16 protein-coding genes are annotated in these 15,848 nt (G+C 43.5%); 8 read left to right on the top strand and 8 right to left on the bottom strand.

The window, feature by feature from the left end; all coding sequences use genetic code 11:
• Positions 1-27 precede the first annotated feature (27 nt).
• Positions 28-855 (top strand): tetratricopeptide repeat protein, encoded by an 828-nt coding sequence (locus QOL44_RS08755; protein ID WP_009059332.1) that lies wholly within the window; start codon positions 28-30, stop codon positions 853-855.
• 52 nt (positions 856-907) lie between these two features.
• Here QOL44_RS08755 and QOL44_RS08760 read toward each other — a convergent pair whose 3' ends face one another.
• Positions 908-1,168, bottom strand: coding sequence for a hypothetical protein (locus tag QOL44_RS08760; RefSeq protein ID WP_009059333.1), 261 nt, complete (start codon positions 1,166-1,168; stop codon positions 908-910).
• A gap of 247 nt (positions 1,169-1,415) precedes the next feature.
• Positions 1,416-1,940 (bottom strand): DUF488 domain-containing protein, encoded by a 525-nt coding sequence (locus QOL44_RS08765; RefSeq protein WP_009059335.1) that lies wholly within the window; start codon positions 1,938-1,940, stop codon positions 1,416-1,418.
• A 392-nt stretch (positions 1,941-2,332) separates the two neighbouring features.
• Here QOL44_RS08765 and QOL44_RS08770 point away from each other — a divergent pair, with 392 nt between their 5' ends.
• The 4 genes from QOL44_RS08770 to QOL44_RS08785 are packed head-to-tail and all read left to right on the top strand — an operon-like array spanning position 2,333 to position 7,745.
• Entirely contained in the window at positions 2,333-3,757 is a 1,425-nt protein-coding gene (locus QOL44_RS08770; protein WP_009059337.1) for an FAD-dependent oxidoreductase, read from the top strand.
• Between the two features lie 23 nt (positions 3,758-3,780).
• Positions 3,781-5,121 carry an NAD-dependent dihydropyrimidine dehydrogenase subunit PreA gene (gene preA / locus QOL44_RS08775; RefSeq protein WP_009059338.1) on the top strand — a complete coding sequence of 447 codons (1,341 nt, stop codon included), beginning with the start codon at positions 3,781-3,783 and terminating at the stop codon, positions 5,119-5,121.
• Complete coding sequence (gene hydA, locus QOL44_RS08780; RefSeq protein ID WP_009059339.1) at positions 5,105-6,517, top strand: dihydropyrimidinase; 1,413 nt, start codon at positions 5,105-5,107, stop codon at positions 6,515-6,517. The genes preA and hydA overlap by 17 nt, the downstream gene beginning before the upstream one ends.
• A complete protein-coding gene (locus QOL44_RS08785) occupies positions 6,501-7,745 on the top strand; it encodes a Zn-dependent hydrolase (RefSeq protein ID WP_009059340.1) in 1,245 nt (414 codons plus the stop codon). The genes hydA and QOL44_RS08785 overlap by 17 nt, the downstream gene beginning before the upstream one ends.
• Here QOL44_RS08785 and QOL44_RS08790 read toward each other — a convergent pair.
• Genes QOL44_RS08790 through QOL44_RS08800 form a run of 3 tightly spaced genes read right to left on the bottom strand, consistent with a single transcriptional unit; the run spans position 7,628 to position 9,217 of the window.
• On the bottom strand, positions 7,628-8,104 hold the full coding sequence (locus QOL44_RS08790; protein WP_079199591.1) for a zinc ribbon domain-containing protein: 477 nt from the start codon (positions 8,102-8,104) through the stop codon (positions 7,628-7,630). The genes QOL44_RS08785 and QOL44_RS08790 overlap by 118 nt on opposite strands.
• A 21-nt stretch (positions 8,105-8,125) precedes the next feature.
• Complete coding sequence (locus QOL44_RS08795) at positions 8,126-8,968, bottom strand: RNA-guided endonuclease InsQ/TnpB family protein (RefSeq protein WP_283401210.1); 843 nt, start codon at positions 8,966-8,968, stop codon at positions 8,126-8,128.
• A 42-nt stretch (positions 8,969-9,010) separates the two neighbouring features.
• Positions 9,011-9,217 carry a helix-turn-helix domain-containing protein gene (locus QOL44_RS08800; RefSeq protein WP_079199589.1) on the bottom strand — a complete coding sequence of 69 codons (207 nt, stop codon included), beginning with the start codon at positions 9,215-9,217 and terminating at the stop codon, positions 9,011-9,013.
• A gap of 48 nt (positions 9,218-9,265) precedes the next feature.
• Between QOL44_RS08800 and tnpA the strand changes: the two genes are divergently transcribed.
• Positions 9,266-9,682: an IS200/IS605 family transposase gene (gene tnpA, locus QOL44_RS08805; protein WP_390886888.1), complete on the top strand. Its 417-nt coding sequence runs from the start codon at positions 9,266-9,268 to the stop codon at positions 9,680-9,682.
• 98 nt (positions 9,683-9,780) lie between these two features.
• Here tnpA and QOL44_RS08810 read toward each other — a convergent pair whose 3' ends face one another.
• Positions 9,781-10,473 (bottom strand): energy transducer TonB, encoded by a 693-nt coding sequence (locus QOL44_RS08810; RefSeq protein ID WP_134372894.1) that lies wholly within the window; start codon positions 10,471-10,473, stop codon positions 9,781-9,783.
• 170 nt (positions 10,474-10,643) lie between these two features.
• Between QOL44_RS08810 and QOL44_RS08815 the strand changes: the two genes are divergently transcribed.
• Positions 10,644-12,527: a S9 family peptidase gene (locus QOL44_RS08815; protein ID WP_009059345.1), complete on the top strand. Its 1,884-nt coding sequence runs from the start codon at positions 10,644-10,646 to the stop codon at positions 12,525-12,527.
• A 72-nt stretch (positions 12,528-12,599) separates the two neighbouring features.
• Here QOL44_RS08815 and QOL44_RS08820 read toward each other — a convergent pair whose 3' ends face one another.
• The gene (locus tag QOL44_RS08820) at positions 12,600-13,574 is read right to left on the bottom strand and encodes a CapA family protein (RefSeq protein WP_009059347.1); all 975 of its coding nucleotides are present in this window, start codon (positions 13,572-13,574) and stop codon (positions 12,600-12,602) included.
• A 411-nt stretch (positions 13,575-13,985) separates the two neighbouring features.
• On the opposite strand from QOL44_RS08820, the gene QOL44_RS08825 reads away from it, so the two are divergent.
• The gene (locus QOL44_RS08825) at positions 13,986-14,732 is read left to right on the top strand and encodes a sulfite exporter TauE/SafE family protein (protein ID WP_009059349.1); all 747 of its coding nucleotides are present in this window, start codon (positions 13,986-13,988) and stop codon (positions 14,730-14,732) included.
• A 220-nt stretch (positions 14,733-14,952) separates the two neighbouring features.
• On the opposite strand, the gene QOL44_RS08830 is transcribed toward QOL44_RS08825, so the two are convergent.
• Positions 14,953-15,828 (bottom strand): phosphoribulokinase, encoded by an 876-nt coding sequence (locus QOL44_RS08830; RefSeq protein WP_009059352.1) that lies wholly within the window; start codon positions 15,826-15,828, stop codon positions 14,953-14,955.
• Positions 15,829-15,848: the final 20 nt, after the last annotated feature.

The following is a 15,848-nucleotide window of genomic DNA, read 5'->3' on the forward strand; positions in this document are numbered from 1 at the left end:
AATGAAATCTGAAAATCCAATAAATTCATGAAACTTTTTCTAACGCGTTATTATTTATGGCTTTTGTTCTTCTTTTCTATTCTAGAAGAAAGTCCTGCCAAAAACCAAAAGGCACTACAAGAAAGCTATTCTCAGCAGGCCAACGGTAACACTGCCTCCATTTCCTTTTCCCAAAGCAAATTGAGACAATCCGATAGACCCTTAATCATTAAAGACAAGGCTTTCCAAGAAGATCAGCTTCACTTTTTCACAAAAGCAATACAGTTAGAGCAGAGCAAAGACTGGAAAGGTCTCGTTGTGTTTTCAAAAAAATGGATTGCAACTTTTCCTTCCGAAGCGGCAGCCTATTTTTTCCTTGGCATTGCCTATGAAAACCTCGGTCATTATTCTCTGGCGATCGAAGCGTATAAAAAAGCGATCGATCTTAAAAAAGACTTTGCAAAGGCATGGTGTAATCTTGGAACTTGTTATGTCTTTTTAGGGCAGTATGCAAAGGCAACTGAAGCTTTCAAGCATGCCTTAGCAGACCAGCCAAATCTAGCAAAGGCATGGTCCAATTTAGGGGCGTGCTATATTCAACTAGGCCAGTATTCCCAGGCAATCAAAGCTTTAAAAAAAGCAATCAGCCTTAAACCAGATCTTGCTGAATCCTGGTGTAATCTTGGAATCGCTTATGGAGAAAGGAAAGACTATCATAAAGCCATGGAATCTTTACGCAAAGCTGTTGAGCTTAGACCCAATTATATGGAAGCCTGGTGGAACTTAGCAAAAATTTATGAAAAAACTAAGAACTTGGTAGAAAAAGTGAAAGCTGAACAGAAAATCAAAGAAATAGCGCATCAAAAGTCAAAATAACAAAAAACCTTTTTAATACTTGAACAAGATTGAGTGATAAGATTAACTACAATTACTTTTTTGTTTTCCTAGAACGATGTTTGGTCTTCTGAATTTTTTTCTCTTTTTTTTCCGTTCCATAAACGACTTCTTTGATTTCTCCAATAGTGACTTTACCAGCAGGCACATGTTGCCCTTCAACTAGTTCTTGCCCACCTTGAATTGGCAAGATCGTCAGTCGATACCCTTTTGGTGTCTTTACAACTACCGCTAAAGCAGCGCTAGGAATAAGGATCAGTAGAAAAAAAGTCAAAAACAGGACTTTGTAGTTCACTTATCCATAAAATATAGTGATTAATATTGTAAATACTAGATCCAATTTTTTTTTAATCGGATTGTGTCTCTAAAATTTATAGACTGTATTACCGAATAACCTCTGACTGAAGGCTGCAAGCAAGGGGCGCTTCGCATCAGATAGAAAGAAAAGGTCCTTTTTTGAGAATGTGGCTATAGACTTTGTTATCGTCTGATCGAATGCCATTCTAGGGAGGAAATCAATGTTTAATCACTCATTGAAAAGCTTACATTTCATCTGATGCAGGATAGGTCACTATCCCATTTTTTATCTGAGACCATGGAGTCAGTTGATGTTTTATTTCCTTTCCTTTTGGCAAGATGTGAACAACTTCTACTCCACGGAGCAGTAGAGCATCTGCAATGAGAGAACGGTGGCAGCGCCATGGGAGGGTTTCTGCGCACATAAGAGCTGCGCTTTTTTCTTTTCCTATTTCAATGATTTTATCAAGAGCGGCTGCAAAATTTGCAGTAGCCATGTAATCAGCAAATCCTCTGAAACTCTCGTTTTTCCAACCTTTATTAGGAGAATCTTTTTTCGGATGTCTCAATCCCCCAGCCTCTGGGAGATGAATATATAGAATGCTTTCTTTAGAAAGTGCCTCTGCAATAGTTTCTTTATTAAATTGGGGATTATGACGAGACCGAGGAATTGATCGGACATCAATCAACGCCTCTACATTCGCTTCTTTGAGCATGGAAATCAACTCCTCTAAAGATTTTGTGCCATGCCCAATACTTTTAATAATCATCTTTATTAAAAATAGCCAAAATATTCTTTAACAGAAGGAAAGTGGTTAGATAACAGGCAGTTTTTTTTGCTGTTGTACCTGTCTATTGCTAGAGAATCTTTAGTAGAAACCTAGAGAAAGACAAACCATAAGTATTTAGTTGCCAAGGGATGACACAGGAAATGGCACAAGTTTTCTTTGGGAAAAACCAATAGCTTTTGAGACATGCCTAGCATAACGCATGCCATTCAGTAGAATAGACGGGAAGGAGAATACTGGGGGAATATCTCAAAGAGTTTGCTCTGCTCCTATAGCCAGCTTAAAGTAAGGCCAAGCACCTCTGGTGTTTGAAAAAAACAGCCTTTTAAATTTCTTGAAAAAAATCGACCTCAACCCTTTTTACATTTATTCTTATGGAAGGATTCCATCCATCCAAAAACAACAGGAAGGACTTTGTACTAAATAGTCAATATAATGGGCATAGGACTTGCTTCATTGAAGAAGCTCCTTCATTAAGAAAAACGAAGATAGCAAGAAAAAGGGAAAAAATGGAATTTTTAAAAGAATCTCTCCTTCCTCTGTCCCTAAACGCAGCAATAGGAGAAGCAAGCCGCTGCCTTTATTGCTGGAATCCTCCTTGCGTAAATGCCTGTCCAACGGGCATTGAAATTCCTAAGTTTGTCAAGCGCATTGAAACGGGAGATATTAGAGGTGCTGCCGAAGTTATTTTAAAAGCCAATTTTCTTGGTGGGACCTGTGGCAGAGTCTGTCCAGTAGAAGAGCTCTGTGAAGGTGCTTGTGTATTAACCAAATTAAAAAAACCCTCTGTTTCTATTGGCAGGCTTCAACGTTTTGCCATTGACTATTTCTGGGCTATGCAGAAGCTTCCTTCACAATGGCACATTCAGACTCAGAAAAAGAAAAAGGTTGCCATCGTAGGATCTGGACCGGCGGGGCTAAGCTGTGCAGCTACTTTAGCTCAGTTGGGAATAGAAGCAGTCATACTTGAAAAAAATCGACTCCCAGGAGGACTTTCCACCTACGTTATCCCTTCTTTTCGCGAGCCAATCGAGGTTTCGCTCAAAGAAGTCGAAGAAGTCAAAAAACTTGGAGTGACAATACACACAGAAAAGGAGCTTGGAAAAGACTTTTCCTTAGAAGAGCTTAGAACTGCTTACGATGCCGTATTCTTAGCCATTGGCTTAGGTCAGAGCCCACAGCTCCAGATCCCTGGAGAAGCATACATTCTGGACAGCCTAGAGTTTCTCTCTAGAACAAAATTAGAGCCTTGGTCTTTGCCTGATGCCAACAATATTGTGATCATTGGCCTTGGTAATACTGCCATTGATTGCGCTCTAGTAGCAAAGAAGATAGCTAAGGAAAAGGTCAGCATTCTTTATAGAAAAAGGTTTGAAGAGTCTCGAGCTTATCCAAAAGAAATAGAAAAAGTGCTCAAAGAAGCCGTTCCCATTCAATCTTTGGCCATAGTGAAAGAGGCAATTGTAAAAGAAAACAAATTAGTTGGACTAAAATGCCAACGTGTCAATCCCCACAGCAGCCTGCATTCAGTAGAAAAAAAAGAACAAAATGGAATAGAATTTTTTTTACCCGCTGAATTGGTCATTCGAGCAAGCGGTCAACAAAAGCCCTTATGGATCAAGACAATGGCCATTGAACTTGACAATGGTTTTATTAAGGTCAATGAAAAATATGAAACTTCCGTTCCTAGGGTATATGCTGGAGGGGATTGCATACGGAAAAAAGGAATGTTTTCGACCGTCCATGCTGTTGAAGATGGGAAAAAAGCCGCTTTCTCTATTGCTGCCTCTTTTCCCTAAAGAACCGATCGATTGGGTTACTTATGATTGAATTATCTATAGAATTTGCTGGAATCCGTTCCATAAATCCGTTTTGGCTTGCATCTGGTCCCCCAACTAACTCAGCAGCTCAAGTAAACGCTGCTTTTGAAGCGGGTTTTGGAGGAGCCGTCTGGAAAACCATTGGCACAGCCGTAGAAAATGTATCCAGTCGCTATAGTTCCTATAAAAAATGGGACCGAATTTTAGGTTTAAATAATCTTGAACTTATTTCTGACCGTCCCCTCGAGCTGAATCTCAAAGAAATCCAGGAAATTAAAAAAAGATGGCCCGATCGAGCAGTAATCGTATCGATAATGGAGGAATACGATCGAAAAAAGTGGGAAGAACTAGTAAAAAAGGTCGAAGCCAGCGGAGCCGATGGGATCGAACTTAATTTTGGCTGCCCTCATGGAATGCCAGAAAGAGGCACAGGCAGTAAAATTGGACAAGACCCAACCCTCTGTAGGGAAGTGACCTCTTGGGTAAAAAGAGGGACACGTTTACCCCTGATTGTTAAGCTTACTCCCAATGTGACAGATATTACGCAGACAGCCAAAGCCGCAATGGAAGGGGGAGCTTCTGCCTTAAGCCTCATCAACACAATACAAGCCATCACAGGCGTGGACCTTGAAACCTTTGAAGTCCTACCAAGTATTGGTGGGAAAAGCAGTTATGGGGGCTATTCTGGAGAAGCTATCAAACCTATTGCGCTTGGTCTAACTGCTAAGGTAGCCTCCATGGAAATGGTCCAAGAGAAACAAGTTCCAATTTCTGCTATGGGCGGTATCTCCACCTGGAGAGACAGCGTTGAATTTCTGTTGCTTGGGGCTTCTTCTGTTCAACTTTGTTCAGCTGTGATGCTGAATGGATTTAGGATCATTGATGATCTACTTTCTGGACTCAAACATTGGATGCAAGCAAAAGGTTTTAGGTCCATTGCTGATTTTAGGGGCAAATCCCTTTCTCACATTGTTCCCTTTCGCAAGCTAGAGCCAACATTCAAACAGATCGCTCAAATCGATCCACAAAAATGCATTCATTGTTTTCTTTGCTATATAGTTTGCCGGGACGCAGCCCATCGCTGCATTGATCTTACTGATGGCAAAGAACTTTACACTATGATTCCTCCCTCTGGGAAGCATGAGTGGATATTCCCAAAGGTTAGAATAGAGGACTGTGTGGGCTGTTCGCTCTGCCAACATGTTTGCCCTGTCGATTCCTGTATAGAAATGATAACAATGGAGGCACAAAAACTAGAGGTGCGCCCAGGCATCCGAAAACAATCATTAGAGACAATAGGAAAGAAGGCGACCGGAGAAGTTCTTTATGGATGTAGTGATTAAAAATGGCATTTTGGTTAATGCAGATGGAAAAACGGAAATGGACATAGGGATAGAAGCGGAGAAAATCGTTGCGTTAGGGAAAAATCTTTCTGGACGAAAAACCATTGATGCGAACGGAAAATATCTGATTCCTGGAGGAATAGACGTTCACACCCATCTTGAAACGGTTTTTGGGGGTAACCAAACCGCCGACGATTTCCTCTCCGGCCATCTTGGAGCAATTGCTGGAGGAACAACTTCCCACATTAATTTTTGTTTTCCAAATCCTGGCCAAAGTCTCCATGCCACTCTAGCCAATTGGCAACAGAAAGTCCGTTCGAAATCCCTTATTGATTATGGATTTCATTTGGTGATTCGTGAAGAAAGCCATTTAGAAGAATTACCAATGCTTCTTGAGAAAGGAGTAAGTAGCATCAAATGTTTCCTTGCCTATAAAGATACCCTGCAAATCGATGAAGAGCTATTTTTTAAAACAGTTGAAAAAGCGAAGGAACATGGTCTTTTGACCATGGTGCATGCTGAAAATGGGAACATCATTGATTACCTTATTAAGAAGGCCCTTGCCAACCAGTTAATCTCTCCGATATTTCATGCTCGGACCAGGCCTCCTGAATTAGAATCTCAATCCATCCACTTTGCCGCTTCGGTTGCTTCTATGCTCAATGCGCCCTTATACATTGTTCATGTAAGCTCGATAAAGGGACTCGAGGAAATCCGAAGGGCCAAAGAGAGAGGGACCGATCTATGGGCTGAAACTTGCCCTCAATACCTCTTCTTTACCGAGGCAGATTTAGAAAGAAAGGGACATACACCCGGCTTAGAACATTTCGAAGGAGCTAAATGGATATGCTCTCCCCCATTGAGGAAACAAGAGGATCAAATGGCTCTATGGGAGGGACTTCGATTGGGTCTAATCGATGTGGTTTCGACGGATCACTGTTCGTTTCATTTCTCATCCCAGAAGACACGAGGCCTATCCGATTTTTCAAAAATCCCCAATGGCGTTCCGGGCATAGAAGAAAGAATGGCTTTATTATTTCATTATGGCTGTAATCAAAGGAACCTCCCAATGGAAAGATTCGTAAGCCTTACGGCTGAGATTCCTGCCTTTCTTTTTGGTTTAGAGGGACAAAAAGGAAGGCTAGCTGAAGGATATGATGCTGACATTGTCTTATGGAATCCAAACAAAAGACAAATCCTCTCTGTGGATTCCCATCACATTCAGCTAGATTATAATCTCTATGAAGGCTTTACAATTGAAGGTGGAGCAGAAATGGTCATGCTCAGAGGCAAAATTATTTATGCAAACGGCCAATTTTCCGTCGAACAAGGAAATGGCAAATATCTTTTCCGATCTTCCTATAAGCATTCTTTAAACCATGATGCTAAATCCTAAAAGAACCATTGCTGAACTTTTAGAATTAAAAGCACTGACCGACAATGGATTAGGGGCTCAAAGGGTGGCTTTTAGTGCCGGTTGGCAAAAGGCTAGAAAATGGTTTCTCAACAAAGTCCAAGAGTTTCCCTTTAAAACTGAAATGGACACCGCCGGAAATCTATGGGCAAAAATTCAGGGACAAAGGCCAGAAGAACTTTGGATTGGAGGACATTTAGATTCTGTTCCCTCTGGAGGATGGCTCGATGGAGTTTTTGATTTGCTGGCCGGGCTAGAAGTCCTAAGAACCTATACTTCGGTCAAGCCTCCAATTACGCTTTGTTTAGTAGATTGGGCAGACGAAGAAGGGAGTCGATTTGGCAGAAGCCTGTTTGGTTCCAGTGCTGTCTCAGGCAGTTTAAAAAAAGAAGAAATCTTTTCACTAAAAGATGCCTCTGGCCTTTCGCTTGCTGAGGTCTTAGAGGCTAACGGGTTATCAGCCAACAAAGTGGGGGAAGCGGCTAAGCTTAAAAACAAGGCCGTAGCGTATCTGGAAGTGCATATCGAACAGGGTCCCATCTTAGAAAAGTTGTCTGTACCACTTGGAGCTGTCCTTGGGACCGCAGGGGTAGAACGACACAGACTCGTTTTTAGGGGTAAAACAAATCATAGTGGTTCGACCCCAATGTGGCTTAGAAAAGATGCTTTTGTAGGGGCAGCTCGCCTGGTCTATTTTTTACGCTCCGTTGCGAATCGATATCAAGGAGTTGCAACGGCTGGCTGTTGTGAACTCGAACCTGGGATTCCAACTGCCATTCCAGGCGTTTGCCGACTGACCATAGAGGAACGCAACCTAGATAAAACGAACTTAGAGAAAATGTGGGAAGAGACGGTTAAAGAAGCTCAAAAGATTGCTTATGAAGAAAATCTGGAGCTTGAGGCAGAACCGCTTCTTAGGATAGAACCCGTTAGGTTTCATCCTCAACTTGTGGAGCTTTGCAAAGAATCGATTCTCGAGGTTTGTTCAAAAGTACACTCGCTAGGATCAGGCCCCCTTCATGATGCTTCTGAAATTGCCAAAGCCGGGATTCCTACTGCGATGATGTTCGTGCAGAGTAAAGAGGGCATATCTCATAGTCCTAAAGAAGACTCAGTAATAGAACATTTAGAAATGGCCGTCGTTGCTTTCGAAAAGTGGGTGAAAAAAACAATCCATTGGCTGCTTAGTAAGCTACCAGAAAAAGCATGAACTACTCCATCCAAGCCTGAGGGCTCTGGGATGGAGTTTCGCGCTTCCCTGCGGGCAGTTTCACCGGAGTATGCTCGGCTCGCGGACTTCCAGCCCGCAGCGAGGTTCCATCCGGCCAGAGCTTCCCGCTCCACGCATGGATCGGTTCCCGTCCATTCCTTTCCGCATACAACGACCTTCGGCCCCGGAAAGGCGAAGCCGTGATCCTTCTCCCATTTCGCCAAGCCCCAGTCGAGAAGCCCGAGCGCCGAGTTCTCGTCCCGATGGCAGGACGCTCCGCATGCGCACTCATGCCACCGGTCGCCGAGGGTCTTTTTCACGACGCCGCCGCATCGGTGGCATCTCTGGCTTGGCTTCAACGTCCTCGCCTGTGCTTCCAGCTATCCGATACCAGCCTCTTCCGCTTTGTATCCGACCATCGCCCCGAAAGCTCCGAACGATGCGTCCAACATCTCTCGATTCAGCCCGGCTTTTTGCCGCACACGTTTCCCGGGCTTTTTCCGGCTGCCCCGGGCCGAAGCCGTCATCCTTTTCGGCTCCAGCTCCTCCGTGATCAACAGTCCGCTGCGTCTCACCATCGCGGCGCTCTGCTTGTGCAGGAAATCCTTCCTGACGTTCGCCACCTTGGTGTGCATCCGGGCGAGCAGCTCGTACTGCTTGCGCAACCTCTTGGAAATGCGAAATCCCTTCCGTTTCCCCTGCTTGCGGATCGCCGCCTCCATCTTGCGGGAGATCGTCCGCCCGAGCTTCCTGAGCTTCTTAAGCGCCTTGCGCAGATGGCGCGGATTGGCGACCTCGGAAACGTCCGGCTCGCTCTTTCCCGGCTCCAACCTGGCGCTGGTCAGGAACCGCTCCGTGCCCAGGTCGAAAGCCTCGGCTCCACAGCCATGCTCCCGCGCCGGCCGGCAGCGCATCGTGACCGACGCATGCCATCGGCCGCCGGAAAGAAAGATCTCGCATGTCCTGGGTTCTCCGGGAGTACGGGCCTTGCCCCGGATCGGGATCTCCCCGATGCCAGAGAAACGAAGCTTCAGGTGAGCGCTTCGCTCTCTGGCGAGCAGCCGCCAGTCTCCTTCGTGCTGCTTGAAGCCGAAACCGCTGAATCGCCCTGCCTGCTTGAAACGCGGGAATCCCGGATTTTCGCCTTGCCGGACGCGGCGGAAGAACGCCTGAAAGGCGAGATCCAACCTCTTGAGCGTTACCTGGGCGGATTGAGCGTTAATCGAGGAGAGAAGCGCGCTGCAGGAACGGAGCTCGGTGAGCCATCAGCACTGCTCGACGAAACCGATGCGCCGCTTTTCCTCCTTCCACGCCCGCCTGCGCTCCTCCAAAGCTAGGTTCCAGAGGAAGCAATGGACCCAGCGAGTCCGCAAAAGCTCCTCCCGGACGGTCTTGGATGGATAGAGCCGGTAGGTGACCTTGCGCTCGACCGGGCCCAGAACGGGAAGACCAGCGGGTGACGCGATCATCATGAGGCGACGCTGGACAGTGGCCAGCAATATGGTCTATCATTTAGTGTAATGACAGGTCAAGTGCGTTTGCACCTTCTGCATCACTGCGTTTACGCGCTGCACTACCATTTAGTTCTTGTCACAAAATACCGCCGCAAGGCGCTCACCCGCCCCATGCTTGACCGGTTGCGTGCTATTGCGGAAATGCGCTGGGAGGGATGGGGCGGACAGCTGCTTGAGTGCAACGGAGAATCTGACCACGTTCACTTGCTAGTTGCGTTGCCACCAAATCTTGGACTCAGCCGCTTCCTGAACCATCTCAAGACAACTTCTTCCAGGCTTCTCCGCAGAGAGTTTGCCACAACGGTCGCCCGTTTCTATCGTAAGGCAGTTCTTTGGAGCCGTTCCTACTGCGTTATCACGTGCGGGGGCGCCCCATTAACCGTCCTCAAACAGTACATCGAACGGCAAGAAACGCCGGAATAGGGCGGCCTTCACCACCAGCCAAGCCCAAGGCTCTGGCTGGAGCACTGGCCGCCAGAGAGGGTAGAAAATAAGAAGAAAACATCCTTAACTCACCATCCCTAACTGGAAATATCAGTTGAGTTAGCCGTCGCTTTTTTCTGATAGTGCTTTAGGTGGAACTGAACAGGAATAATGACTTTTGATTCGACGGGGCGATTCCCTTTTTTTGCTGGATGTAATTTCCATCTTTTAACGGCGTTGAGAGCCAATCGATCAAGCTCGGCATCACCAGAGGACTTATAGAGAGCCGTGGATTTGACATGCCCAGTTGCCAAAACTTCAGCAAGAACATAGCAAACAACTGCTTCCTTCTGGAGATGAGGAGCTACTTTTTGAGATCCTGACCGAAGTGGAGGATTGAATCGAACGCAAATGATTTTCCGGCGGATCCGGTTTGAATGATTCGCTTCTTTTGAGAATTTCCATTTTCTTGCAGACAGAAGGGCAGTTTCATCCAGCTCGGGATACCCGGAAGACTTATATATGGTAGCGTTTTTGACAAGGCCATCAGGAGCAATCTCCACCAAAATATAAACTTTTCGATGCTCTCTTTTTCGGTGTCTTGTAAATTGATAGCTGTCGGAATTTTGGCCTACATTTGAACCTTCTAAACTGGTTAGATTTTTGGGTTGGGCTACACAAGACAAGGGGAGCAACAAATAAAAAAAAGAGAAAAAAAGAAACTTTCGGATAGAAGTCACTTCCAATTCTTTAAAAGAAAAATAATTTTTTAGAATTTCAAAGAAGCTCAATAAAGTACTTTTCCAACGAAAGCAATCAAAAAAGGAAAAACTTTCTAAAGAGTTTCGGAGTCTTAACGATCATGTTCCACTACTGGTGGCTTCGTGTGATGTGTCTTGAAAAAAAACATTCCTTTAGCTTTGCTTAAAAATTGAATAGACCATAAAGATTTTGAACATTTATGAAACCTCTAAGAGTCTTGTCACTTATTTTCCCTTTTTTTCTCACCTCCCCTCTTCTGTTCGGGACGGATTCATCCCTTATTCCTTTACCAGTTCTTTTCAGCGAACCGGAAGCCGCAGCACCAAAAATTTCTCCTGATGGAGAAAAACTAGCCTATCTTTATCCAGAGAATAGGGTTCGGAACGTTCGCGTCAGGTTCTTAGGACAAAAGAACGAACTGACTATCACGCACTTAGAAAAAAGGGGCATCAGGCACTTTTTTTGGCATCCAGATAGTAATTCTATTTTCTATCTAGAAGACCAAAAAGGAAATGAGAATTTTCATCTCTTTGAAGTAGGCCTTGATGGAAAAAATCCAACAGATTTAACCCCTTTTGAGAATGCTAAAGTCCAAGTCATTGCCGTGGAGCCGTCTAACAAAAAGTTCATGCTTTTGGCTCTCAATACACGGAACCCTAAATATTTTGATGTCTATAAACTAATCTTTGCTACAAAAAAACTAGAATTACTCGAAGAAAACCCTGGAAATATAATCGATTGGGTAGCCGACCATAATTTTGAGATTCGTGCCACACAAGCCCTAATGCCTAATGGGATAGGAGCAGTCAATGTCAGGGAAACTGTCCGTTCCCCTTGGAAACCGCTTCTTCAGTGGCAGCTTGAAGAAGATAATGTCAAAATTGTGGATTTTAGTCCTGATAACAAATCTCTTTGGCTTCTATCCAGTAAAAAGGCAAACACCACTCGGCTCATATCGATGGCCATAGAATCAACCCAAAGGAAAGTACTTTATGAAGATCCACGGTATGATGTAGCCGGAATTGTAGAGAACCCTAAAACTTATGCTCTAGAAGCCGTTGCGATTATAAAGGATAAAACTCAGTGGCAATTCTTTGACCCACAAATGGAAGAATATTTTGCATACCTCAAAACGATTCATTCTGGCACCATTGAGATTATCAGCAGAAACTATGAGGACACTGTGTGGACTATACGATTTAGTTCTGATATGGATCCTGGGACCTATTATCTATTTTACCCTAAAAAAATGAAAGCGGAGTTTTTGTTCCACACCAACTCTCGACTTTTAGCTTACCAGCTTGCTCCAGTAAAACCCATAGCCTTCAGGGCTAGAGATAATCTACTCATCGAAGGATATCTGACTTTGCCTAGAGAAAATACAAAAAACCTCCCTTTTGTTTTATATGTGCATGGGGGGCCGTGGACGCGAGATTATTGGGAATTTAGCCCTGTGGTCCAGTTCCTAGCCAACAGAGGCTATGGAGTCCTTCAATTTAATTTTAGAGGGTCTACCGGTTATGGGAAGGATTTTTATAATGCAGGGAATAAGCAATGGGGCAAAAAAATGCTTGATGATATTCTTGACGCTAAAAAATGGGTTATTGAGCAGCAATACGCTAATCCTCATAAAGTCGCCATTATGGGATTTAGCTATGGGGGGTATGCTACGCTTGCAGCTTTAGCTTTTTATCCTGATGAATTTGCTTGTGGCATCGACGCTATGGGCCCTTCTAATCTTTTTACGCTCTTCAACTCCTTTCCGCCTTATTGGGAACCATTAAAGATCTTAATCAAAAAAAGACTAGGAGACCCACAAACTGACAGTGAATATTTTACAAGTAGTTCGCCATTATTTGCCGCTGACCGCATCAAAGCCCCTTTACTTATAGGCCAAGGAGAAAACGATGTCCGTGTTAAAAAAATGGAAAGCGACCAAATCGTTGAGGCTTTAAGAAAGAAAGGGCAAACTGTAGAATATCTTGTTTTTCAAAATCAGGGACATGATTTTCTCAATCCAGCTAATAGACTGCAGTTCTTTGAAGCCGTGGAGGTTTTTCTCAATAAGTATCTAGGAAAATGACATCTTTTTTTTCAATGGCACAGAAGAATTTGCATCAACCCCCAAAAGATCCCTGTTTTGCCTTATTTTCTTTCAGAGCTTGAACCAACAATAGTGTTTTTCCTTTTCCCAGTGGATCTTAGTTCCAAAAGGCCTGCATAAAGATATCATCCTTTCGATAATTTCTTCTGCCTCTCTACCTTTAGCTCTTTGGGCTTTGAAATTGGTTATAACCACAGGGAAAAGCCGAAGAGAAACTAGTTTTTTCCCTTCCAGTATTAAAAGAAAAACAAAGCTCCAATCGTTTCTAAAATAAGGATCTACCATGTAATCATCAATAAAATCGCCACAGGAATAGAGGATTAAGGAATGACGAAAAATCTCTATGGCACGAAAAACGTGAGGGGAATGACCAAAGACAACATCGGCACCTTGTTCTATTAATTTATGCGCAAAATCGATATGCTCAGTCGGCACTTCAAATCCCCAATTAGGACCCCAATGCGCTGAAACGATGAGGAAATCTACTTTTGTTTTTGTTTCTTTGACAAGCTCGAAAAGCGTCTGAGCTCTTGGATCATCGAGTTGTATAGGAACATAATGAATTCCCGCTTCTTCTGAAGCTTCCCAGGAAGGTTCGTTATCAGTAAAAGCAAGAAAGCCAATTTTTAATCGTTGAATCTGATCAATTACTGGCAACCGACTTTCTTCTAGGTTTACTCCCGCCCCACTATGCAGAATACCAGCAGCATCAAGATGATCCAGCATTTCACACAAGGCTTTTTTGCCAAAGTCAAGCACATGGTTATTAGCAAGGGAGACTACCCGAATGCCGGCATCTTTAAGTACTTCAATGTTTTTAACTGCTGATTTAAAACGAAAAACTTTTGGCGGCAGCTCATAAAACTCCGTTTGGTCAGTAAAAACACATTCTAGATTGCAGCCTTTCCAATCCGCACATCGGAAAAGAGAAAGAAGATCACCCCATGGGTAAGAAGAATCCACTACTTCTAATAGCTCATCAACGAGCCTTCCAAGCATGACATCACCCACCAAAATTATCCTCATGCCCTTTTGCTCTGTAGGCAGTAGGGTTTCCCAAAAAGAGGCCTCTTAAATACCAGAAATCACCTCTTCCCTCTATTTTCTGTGTTATTTTACCTCCCCTATTGTCTTCTAACTAAGATATTGTGACATATTCCATGGAACTGATAAAGAAAGAATAGACAACAAAAATACAATGAGGGTGGTGCTGTTAGAGATGAGTTTGCAGGAAGCTTGAGCCGGAAAAGAGCTTATAGCCTGATTTTTATAGATTGATTGATGTTTTTTCGTTTTATTGTTTTGAACAGAATCGTCCTCCTTTGATCTAACTAAAAAACCTTTGCTGTAGAATGAACTATTAAAAGAATGGCTATTAAAGAATTGCCAGAAGAGAAAAAGAATATTATATCACATTCACTATAGAGATAATAGAGAATGAAATTTTATATTGTTGGTTTTTTTGTTGCCTTTTTAATTGGATTGACTGGGGTCGGAGGGGGAACGATAACCGTGCCTCTACTTATCCTTATGGGGATAGAGCCTACTATAGCTATTGGAATTTCTCTTGGATTTTCTGCGTTGATTAAGATCCCAAGCTCCATGATTTACTTTTTTAAGGGGCATATCGATAAGAAAACATTACTTTATCTTTCCCTCGGTGGAATTCCAGGCGTTGTGCTTGGATCTTTGATTTTACGGAAAATTTATCAGCAGGATCATCTTAAATCCATTATGCTTCTGCTCATTGGAGTTATCATTGTAATCTCTTCCCTCATTAACTTGTGGCATACGATAAAGGATTACAGACCAACGACAAACAAGTATACCCTATTACTGCCTTTATGTGCTTTTTTAATCGGTTTTGAAGTTGGCACTTTTTCTTCTGGAGCTGGTGCGCTTGGAACACTACTGCTCTTAAGCTTGACGACCTTAAGTCCTAGTGATGTTGTGGGGACAGACATCGCCTTTGGGCTTATTCTTTCCTTGATCGGAGGCGGTATCCATCTATTTCAAGGACTAAGTGATTCGAGTATTATCTTCAAAATGGTTATGGGAGGCATTTTTGGTGCTATTGGCGGCGCTTATGCTTGCATGGTTTTCCCTAAAAAACCAGCACGCATCTTTCTCCTTATTTGGCTCATTTTCGTTGGTGTTATGCTCTTTTTTAGATCGCTTCGCTAACTGCTTTCTTTTCTTCCTAACCCAATGTGAAATGCTTCTGGGCTAAGAGCCAATTCTTGTTCCTATAACCTATAGTAGCCCCTCTGCTTAATACGATACCAGTTTAGCTTGCTTGATTGCCAAGTTAGGCAAGAGTAAGGACAGCTTAACAATCAAATCTTAAGCCACTTCCTTTAAAGCTCCAAGCTTAGGCCCTATCACAAGCTCTAGGAGATAAAGTTTATGAACTAAGCTTTTTTCTATGCATCAGCTGCCAGATCATCGGGGTAAATATCAACTCAATAGCCAGAGGCATTTTTGATCCAGGGCATACGATGGTATTAGGTCTCGACATGAAGGAATCCTTCAGCATGGATAATAGGTAGGGGAAATCAATTCCTTTAGGGTTTCGGAAACGAATGACAAGCATACTCTCATCCGGAGAAGGAATGTCACGAGCAATAAAAGGATTCGAAGTATCCACAATCGGCACTCTTTGAAAATTCACAGCCGTATGAGAAAACTGTGGACAGATATAGTTCACATAATCAGGCATTCTCCGCAATATCGTATGCACGACATCTTCATGCGCATAGCCTCTTTCTTTCTTATCCCGATGCAGTTTCTGTATCCACTCTAGATTGATAATAGGCACAATCCCAATGGGAAGATCCGTGTATTGGACGATGTTGACTTTATCGGTAACTAGTGCGCCATGCAGTCCTTCATAGAAAAGCAAGTCAGTCCCCTCTGGAATTTCTTCCCATGGAGTAAAAGTACCCGGCTTTTGTCCATATGGGGCCGCTTCTTCTTCATTATGTAAATACTTCCGGTATTTCCCTCTACCCGTTTGGCCATACTCTCTAAAAAGAGCTTCTAGCTCTTCAAAAAGATTGGCCTCCGGTCCAAAATGGCTGAAATGGGGATTTCCCTTCTTTTCCATTTCTTCCATTTTGGCGCGCATTTCCTGCCGGTCATACCTGTGAAAAGCATCGCCTTCAATGATAAAAGCATTAATCTTTTCCCTTCGGAAAATATGCTGAAAAGCAACTTTTACGGTAGAAGTACCAGCTCCAGAAGAGCCTGTAATGGAGATGATAGGATGTTTAGAAGACATAGCTAATTACTATCCATTCT

The organism is Candidatus Methylacidiphilum fumarolicum (assembly GCF_949774925.1).
Lineage (GTDB): Bacteria > Verrucomicrobiota > Verrucomicrobiia > Methylacidiphilales > Methylacidiphilaceae > Methylacidiphilum > Methylacidiphilum fumarolicum.

What these genes read in the sequence shown, in the direction of transcription:
- QOL44_RS08755 (WP_009059332.1), top strand. Translation starts at nt 28, where the DNA reads ATGAAACTTTTTCTAACGCGTTATTATTTATGGCTTTTGTTCTTCTTT.
- QOL44_RS08765 (WP_009059335.1), bottom strand. Translation starts at nt 1,940, where the DNA reads ATGATTATTAAAAGTATTGGGCATGGCACAAAATCTTTAGAGGAGTTG.
- QOL44_RS08770 (WP_009059337.1), top strand. Translation starts at nt 2,333, where the DNA reads ATGGAAGGATTCCATCCATCCAAAAACAACAGGAAGGACTTTGTACTA.
- preA (WP_009059338.1), top strand. Translation starts at nt 3,781, where the DNA reads ATGATTGAATTATCTATAGAATTTGCTGGAATCCGTTCCATAAATCCG.
- hydA (WP_009059339.1), top strand. Translation starts at nt 5,105, where the DNA reads ATGGATGTAGTGATTAAAAATGGCATTTTGGTTAATGCAGATGGAAAA.
- QOL44_RS08785 (WP_009059340.1), top strand. Translation starts at nt 6,501, where the DNA reads ATGATGCTAAATCCTAAAAGAACCATTGCTGAACTTTTAGAATTAAAA.
- QOL44_RS08800 (WP_079199589.1), bottom strand. Translation starts at nt 9,217, where the DNA reads ATGATGATCGCGTCACCCGCTGGTCTTCCCGTTCTGGGCCCGGTCGAG.
- tnpA (WP_390886888.1), top strand. Translation starts at nt 9,266, where the DNA reads ATGACAGGTCAAGTGCGTTTGCACCTTCTGCATCACTGCGTTTACGCG.
- QOL44_RS08815 (WP_009059345.1), top strand. Translation starts at nt 10,644, where the DNA reads ATGAAACCTCTAAGAGTCTTGTCACTTATTTTCCCTTTTTTTCTCACC.
- QOL44_RS08820 (WP_009059347.1), bottom strand. Translation starts at nt 13,574, where the DNA reads ATGAGGATAATTTTGGTGGGTGATGTCATGCTTGGAAGGCTCGTTGAT.
- QOL44_RS08825 (WP_009059349.1), top strand. Translation starts at nt 13,986, where the DNA reads ATGAAATTTTATATTGTTGGTTTTTTTGTTGCCTTTTTAATTGGATTG.
- QOL44_RS08830 (WP_009059352.1), bottom strand. Translation starts at nt 15,828, where the DNA reads ATGTCTTCTAAACATCCTATCATCTCCATTACAGGCTCTTCTGGAGCT.